The organism is uncultured Allobosea sp. (assembly GCF_945956895.1).
Lineage (GTDB): Bacteria > Pseudomonadota > Alphaproteobacteria > Rhizobiales > Beijerinckiaceae > Allobosea.
Window position 1 is genome coordinate 1 of sequence record NZ_CAMFJF010000118.1, and the last position, 6259, is coordinate 6259.

Genomic DNA, 6259 nt, shown 5'->3' on the forward strand with positions numbered 1-6259 from the left:
CCCAGCACCTGCTGGCGCTTGGCGTGATTGGGCCAGCGTCGCGCGAGCAATTTGCCGAGCGGCTTGCGGAAGATGAAGGCCGTGACCAGCAATACGATGATGATATGCGACAAGGTTCGGTCTCAGCCCTTCTTGTCGCTGGCGGTCATATCGACCGGCGCACCAGCCTTCTTCCAGGCCGAGAATCCGCCAGCGACATGCGCGACCGGCTTCAGCCCCATCTCCTGGGCGGCCTGTGCCGCAAGCGCCGAACGCCAGCCGCCGCCGCAGAAGAAGACGAAGCGCTTATCCTGCTGGAAGACCGGCTTGGCATAGGGGCTTTCCGGATCGATCCAGAATTCCAGCATGCCGCGGGGGCAATGGAAGGCGCCGGGCATCCGGCCTTCCCGCTCCAATTCACGCGGATCGCGCAGGTCGACGAAAACCACGTCATCGCTGCCGTGCAGCGCCTGCGCCTGCTCGATCGAAAGCGTCTCGATCCGGCTCTCGGCCTCCGCGACCAGCGCCTTATAGCCCTTGGTGATGGTCTGCGGCATGGCGAACGCCCTCCCCGATTCCGGCCGCACCGTGGCGGCTCGCCGTTGCAGCGTCAATGCCGTCCGGCTTGTCGCTCGCACGGGTTCGTCACAAGCTGCTTGCCTCTCCGGCTCCCGAAATGGCAGAGCGGCAGCATGCTCGGTTTCAGCAATCTTGACGTCATCGCGCTCGCGTTCTTCGCCGCCTCCTGGATCGGCTATCACTTTGCCGTCGAGCTCGGCCCGCACGCCGCAAAGACGCTGAACATGCGGATGAACCTGCGCCGCGCCCGCTGGATCAACGAGGCGGCCGGCCGCGAGGTGCGGATCGTCGACACGCAGGTCATGAACGGGCTCCAGAACGGCACGGCCTTCTTCGCCTCGACCTCGCTGCTCGCGATCGGCGGCACGCTCACCCTGCTGAACTCGACCGAGCGCGTGGTGGCGATCTTCAGCGACCTGCCCTTCGTGCCCGTGACCCTCCGTTCGGTCTGGGAGATGAAGGTGATCGGCCTCACCGGCGTGTTCGGCTACGCCTTCTTCAAGTTCGCCTGGGCCTACCGGCTGTTCAACTACTGCGTCATCCTGGTGGGCGCCCTGCCGCCCTTCGACAGCAAGGACGAGAAGGCGATGGCCTATGCCGTGCACGAAACGGTCGAGATGAACATTGCCGCCGGCCGCCATTTCAACCGCGGCCAGCGCGCCTTCTTCTTCGCGCTTGCCTATCTCGGCTGGTTCCTCGGCCCGGTCACCTTCATCGGCTTCACCGGCGCGGTGCTGATCGCGATGTATCGCCGCCAATACGCCTCCGACGCCGCCCGCGTCTTCACATATCCGGACCAGCCATGAGCATCGAACCCGAGGCGATCGAGAGCGCGATCCTCGACCTGCTGGCCCGGCGGGAAGCGGGCCTGACGATCTCGCCGATGGATGTCGCCCGCCGGCTCGGCGGCGACCATCCGGACGGCTGGGGGCCGTTGATGCAGCCGGTGCGCCGGGCCGCCGTGAAGCTGATGAAGGAAGGCCGGCTCGTCATCACCCGCAAGGGCCGCCCGGTCGACCCCGACGACTTTCGCGGTGTCTATCGGCTGGTTCTGCCGGCGGCGCCCTGAGACTGATCCAGTTTTACGGGGAACCACGCGGGTCATCCCGGGCTTGACCCGTGATCCATGCCGGAGCGCTGCCGATGAAGGTTCAGGCCTGGATCCCGGCTCTTCGCTTCGCTACGTCCGGGATGACCCGCGTTTCCCAAGCAGGGCGATTGGCCTGGCTCAAGGCGCCGGGAACAGCTCGTCCGTATAGCCCGCGAGCCGATACGCAACGAGGCCGACCCATTCCTTGAAGCCGTTATCGGCGATTTCAAGCGCGCGCGGCGCGCGGCTATAGGGTCGGATGAAATCGCCGGGTTGGCCACTCGTCCAGTAATCGACCGGGAAGGCCTCGACGGCGAAGCCGGCCTTGCGGAAGACGCCCATCGAGCGCGGCATGTGCCAGGCCGAGGTCACCAGAAGCCAGCGCTCGCCGGGCTTCGGATCGACGAGCTTGCGCGTGAAGGTCGCGTTCTCGCGCGTGTTGCGTGACTTGTCCTCGAGGATCAGCCGAGCGGGATCGAGCCCCAGTCCCTCGAAGAGCAATTTCGCCCCGTCCGCTTCGGTCACGGTCGTTTCCGAGATCAGGTTGGCCGCGCCGCCGGTGAAGACGATCTTCGCCTGCGGGTGCAGCCGCGCCAGCTCCACCGCCTTGGTCATACGGGCCGCCGAGGAGTTCATCGCGACATCGCCGCGCGCCACGCCGATCGCGCCGCCCAGCACGACGATGCCGGTCACCGGCCCCTTGCGGGCATCCTGCTGCGGGAAACGATCCTCCAGCGGCCGGAGCACGGCGCGCGGCAACGGGCTGAACGCCATCAGGCCGAGCGCGACAAGCGAGATCAAGCCGACCCAGCGCGCCGGGCGGGCGAAGCGCGTGAAGGCGAACAGCGCTGAAAGCCCTGCGAGCAGGATGGCGAAATTGACCGGCGACAGGACGAACCAGACGAGCTTTGAGAGAACGAAGAACATCGGGCACTCGGGCGGAGGGAAGGTCGATCAAGTCCTATCGGGAAATGCTGACGGCTTTCTGAACCGGAAAACAATGCCGACCCATTGGCTCCGCTAGCCCTCATCCTGAGGAGCCGCGACAGCGGCGTCTCGAAGGATGTTCCAGCGGGCTTCCGAACCTCCTGGACCATCCTTCGAGACGCCATTCCCAAGGGAATGGCTCCTCAGGATGAGGGCTTGTGGCGGGGGGGAAGCTCAGCGAATGATCTGCGGCGGCGATTGGGGACGCTCGCGGCCCGTCCGCGGCAAGGCCTTCGCAAGCTCGATCGCCCGGCCGGCGACCTCGCGCAATTCGCAACCGGCTTGCCGGCCGGCTTGCAGCGCCTCGCGTTGCGTCGCGCCGTAGAAAGCGCATTTCTGGGTGACGTAGCTCTCCCACGCGAGTTGCAGCGCCGCGAGCCGGCTGCGCTGGCCGGCGTCGAGCGACCGCCCGGCGACCTGCAGGGCGAGCGTCAACCGCTCGCGCCATGCCGCCTCCTCGCGCCGCGCGCAGGCAGCCTCGGCGCCGCGCGGATCGTTGCTGGCGGCGCGCACGCAGGCCACGGCAACCGCGCCGATACAGGCCGAAGGAGAGGAACCGCTGTCACGCAAACAGCCCGAAAGCGCAGCAAGGTCCGCTCGCAGGGTCGGTGAACTCTGCGCCACCGCCGGAGCGGCGGCCGCGAGGCTGCACAGGAGCAGGATCGTCCGAAAAGCGCTCATGCCGTCATCATGCCAGCGGCTGCATTGGGATCAAGCAGGTCGTTGCGACCTCACGCGATCGGCAACGGCAGTGCAGCCTGTGCCGCCGGCCTGGCGAAGAGCGTTTCGTACCATTGCTGGACGCGCGGTCGCGCAATCCGCTCCACCGGCATGTTGAGCCAGCGATGCGCGCCGCAGCCCACCGCGATATCGGCCATGCCGAAGCGCTCCCCGGCGAGGAAGGGTCGGTCCGCCAATTGCCCCTCAAGGATGGTCATCAGCGCCTCGGCCCTGGCGATGCCCTCGGCGATGACCTTCGGCTCGGTGAAGGCCGGCACCTTGCGCACCACGCCCCAGAGCACCGGCGCCAGCGCCGGCTGCAATTCGGACTGCATCCAGTCGACCCAGCGATCGGCCAGCACGCGCCGTGTCGGGTCCTCTTCCCAGAGCAGGCCAGAGGCATAGCGGGCCGCGAGATAACGCAGAATGCTGCTCGACTCCCACATGACGAGCTCGCCATCGCGCAGCACGGGAATTTGCCGGTTCGGATTCATTGCTGTGAATTCGGGTGTGTCGAGCCCGCCGAACGGCCCGCCGGCATCGATCCGCTCGAAGGCTTGCCCCGCCTCCCCGGCAGCCCAGACCACCTTCTGGACGTTGATCGAACTCAACCGGCCCCAGATCGTCAGCATGACAGGCTCCTCAACCACTTCGCCCGCCGCCGACGACAGACGAAACTCCATGACCACAGCCCTCATCCTGAGGAGCCGCGGCACGCGGCGTCTCGAAGGATACTCCAGAGAGCGCAGGAGCCACCTGGATCATCCTTCGAGACGCAGCCTTCGGCTGCTCCTCAGGATGAGGGCTCGCGGGTTTTCAAACGATCGCTCAGGCGAATTCCATGATCACGGCGTCGACGGCAAGGGAGTCGCCCTCCTTCGCCAGGATCTTGGCGATCGTGACGTCCTTCTCGGCGCGCAGCACGTTCTCCATCTTCATCGCCTCGACCATGGCAAGCGGTTCACCGGCCTTGACCTCCTGCCCCACTGCGACCGCGATCGACTTGACCAGGCCCGGCATCGGGCAGAGCAGGAACTTGCCGGTATCGGCCGCGACCTTCTCCGGCATCAGCGCGGCCAACGCGGCCTCGCGCTGCGTGTAGACATGCGCGTTGGCGTAGGCGCCGGCATGGCCGAGCGCGACGCCGTTCAGAATCGACCGCACCTGCGCCGCGACCTTCACGCCGTCGAGCGTGCCGTGCCAGACCGGCTCGCCCGGCACCCAGTCGCTGACGACGCTGACGCTGCGGCCCGGGAAGGCGATGACGACCGCCCCACCCTGTTCCGTCACACTTTCCGTCACTTGGCCCTCGAAGCGCTCTGCGCCGAGCTGGACGATGCGCAGGCGATCGAAGGAAACCTTGCGCCAGCCCTCCATCTGCGCCGAGACGTTGCGCTTGCGCTGGTTCATGCGGTGGTCGCAGGCGATCGCGATCGCGGCCATGCGCTGCGCGGTCTCGCCCTGCGGCACCGGCAGCGAGAAGCCCTCGGGGAATTCCTCGGCGATGAAGCCGGTCGAGAGATTGCCGGCGATCCAGCGCGGATGCTGCATCACCGCCGCGACGAAGGGGATGTTGTGGCGGATGCCGTCGATGGCGAAGGCATCGAGCGCGCGCGCCTGCGCCTTGATCGCGGCCTCGCGCGTCGGCGCATGGGTCACGAGCTTGGCAATCATCGGGTCGTAATAGATCGAGATCTCGCCGCCCTCGAAGACGCCGGTATCGTTGCGCACCACGGCCTCGCCATCCGGCCCCTCGCTCGGCGGGCGATAGGTCACAAGCCGGCCGGTCGAGGGCAGGAAGTTGCGGGTCGGGTCCTCGGCATAGACGCGGCTCTCGACCGCCCAGCCGTCGAGCTTCACATCGGCCTGCGTAATCGCGAGCTTCTCGCCATAGGCTACCCGGATCATCTGCTCGACGAGATCGATCCCGGTGATCATCTCGGTCACCGGGTGCTCGACCTGGAGCCGGGTGTTCATCTCCAGGAAGTAGAAGGACTTGTCCTGGCCGGCGACGAACTCGACCGTGCCGGCCGAGTCGTAGTTCACCGCCTTGGCCAGCGCGACAGCCTGCTCGCCCATCTTGCGGCGCGTGGCTTCATCGAGCAGCGGCGATGGCGCCTCCTCCAGCACCTTCTGGTTGCGGCGCTGGATCGAGCATTCGCGCTCGCCGAGATAGATGACGTTGCCGTGCTTGTCGCCGAGAACCTGGATCTCGATATGGCGCGGATCGACGATGAACTTCTCGACGAAGACGCGATCGTCGCCGAAGGAAGAGGCCGCTTCCGACTTGGCGCGGGCAAAGCCCTCCGCCACCTCGCCGGCCGAATGGGCGATGCGCATGCCCTTGCCGCCGCCGCCGGCCGAGGCCTTGATCATCACGGGATAGCCGATCTCGTCGGCGATCGTCACCGCGTGCTCGGGGCTCTCGATGATGCCGAGAAAGCCGGGAACCGTGGAGACCTTCGCGGCGGCCGCCGCCTTCTTCGATTCGATCTTGTCGCCCATCGCGGCGATCGCGCCGGGATTGGGGCCGATGAAGACGATGCCGTTATCCTTGAGCGCCTGGGCGAAGGCCTCGCGCTCCGACAGGAAGCCGTAGCCGGGATGAACGGCCTGCGCGCCCGTTGCTTTACAGGCAGCGATGATCTTGTCGATCAGCAGATAGGACTGGGCAGCGGGCGCGGCGCCGATATGCACGGCCTCGTCGGCCATCTCGACATGCAGCGCATCGCGATCCGCATCGGAGTAGACGGCGACCGTCTTGATGCCCATCCGCCGCGCCGTCTTGATGACACGACAGGCGATCTCGCCGCGGTTCGCGATCAGGATCTTCGAGAACATGCGCGGCCACTCCCGGCTTCAGACCAGACTGCAATAGCCGGGGTCTATGGGATGCCGCAACTG

At 66.7% G+C, this 6259-nt stretch carries 7 protein-coding genes; 2 read left to right on the plus strand and 5 right to left on the minus strand.

The annotated features are described in order from the left end of the window. Positions 1-122 precede the first annotated feature (122 nt). A complete protein-coding gene (locus Q0Q02_RS22810) occupies positions 123-536 on the minus strand; it encodes a rhodanese-like domain-containing protein (RefSeq protein WP_293812996.1) in 414 nt (137 codons plus the stop codon). Positions 537-671: 135 nt separating this feature from the next. On the opposite strand from Q0Q02_RS22810, the gene Q0Q02_RS22815 reads away from it, so the two are divergent. Continuing rightward, complete coding sequence (locus Q0Q02_RS22815; RefSeq protein ID WP_293812998.1) at positions 672-1364, plus strand: DUF599 family protein; 693 nt, start codon at positions 672-674, stop codon at positions 1362-1364. Further along, positions 1361-1627, plus strand: coding sequence for a DUF3253 domain-containing protein (locus tag Q0Q02_RS22820; RefSeq protein ID WP_293813000.1), 267 nt, complete (start codon positions 1361-1363; stop codon positions 1625-1627). Before Q0Q02_RS22815 ends, Q0Q02_RS22820 begins: the two co-directional genes overlap by 4 nt. Before the next feature lie 159 nt (positions 1628-1786). Here Q0Q02_RS22820 and Q0Q02_RS22825 read toward each other — a convergent pair whose 3' ends face one another. The 4 genes from Q0Q02_RS22825 to Q0Q02_RS22840 all read right to left on the minus strand — a co-directional run bounded on the left by Q0Q02_RS22825 (position 1787) and on the right by Q0Q02_RS22840 (position 6196). After that, complete coding sequence (locus Q0Q02_RS22825; RefSeq protein ID WP_293813002.1) at positions 1787-2575, minus strand: YdcF family protein; 789 nt, start codon at positions 2573-2575, stop codon at positions 1787-1789. A gap of 234 nt (positions 2576-2809) precedes the next feature. Further along, positions 2810-3316 carry a lysozyme inhibitor LprI family protein gene (locus tag Q0Q02_RS22830; RefSeq protein ID WP_293813004.1) on the minus strand — a complete coding sequence of 169 codons (507 nt, stop codon included), beginning with the start codon at positions 3314-3316 and terminating at the stop codon, positions 2810-2812. A 50-nt stretch (positions 3317-3366) separates the two neighbouring features. Further along, entirely contained in the window at positions 3367-3987 is a 621-nt protein-coding gene (locus tag Q0Q02_RS22835; RefSeq protein ID WP_293813006.1) for a glutathione S-transferase family protein, read from the minus strand. Positions 3988-4183: 196 nt separating this feature from the next. Beyond that, the gene (locus Q0Q02_RS22840; RefSeq protein ID WP_293813008.1) at positions 4184-6196 is read right to left on the minus strand and encodes an acetyl/propionyl/methylcrotonyl-CoA carboxylase subunit alpha; all 2013 of its coding nucleotides are present in this window, start codon (positions 6194-6196) and stop codon (positions 4184-4186) included. Positions 6197-6259: the final 63 nt, after the last annotated feature.

Bases quoted from the DNA above. Each gene is read 5' to 3' on its own strand.
- Q0Q02_RS22820 (WP_293813000.1), top strand. From the start codon at position 1,361: ATGAGCATCGAACCCGAGGCGATCGAGAGCGCGATCCTCGACCTGCTG.
- Q0Q02_RS22830 (WP_293813004.1), bottom strand. From the start codon at position 3,316: ATGAGCGCTTTTCGGACGATCCTGCTCCTGTGCAGCCTCGCGGCCGCC.
- Q0Q02_RS22835 (WP_293813006.1), bottom strand. From the start codon at position 3,987: ATGCTGACGATCTGGGGCCGGTTGAGTTCGATCAACGTCCAGAAGGTG.
- Q0Q02_RS22825 (WP_293813002.1), bottom strand. From the start codon at position 2,575: ATGTTCTTCGTTCTCTCAAAGCTCGTCTGGTTCGTCCTGTCGCCGGTC.
- Q0Q02_RS22840 (WP_293813008.1), bottom strand. From the start codon at position 6,196: ATGTTCTCGAAGATCCTGATCGCGAACCGCGGCGAGATCGCCTGTCGT.
- Q0Q02_RS22810 (WP_293812996.1), bottom strand. From the start codon at position 536: ATGCCGCAGACCATCACCAAGGGCTATAAGGCGCTGGTCGCGGAGGCC.
- Q0Q02_RS22815 (WP_293812998.1), top strand. From the start codon at position 672: ATGCTCGGTTTCAGCAATCTTGACGTCATCGCGCTCGCGTTCTTCGCC.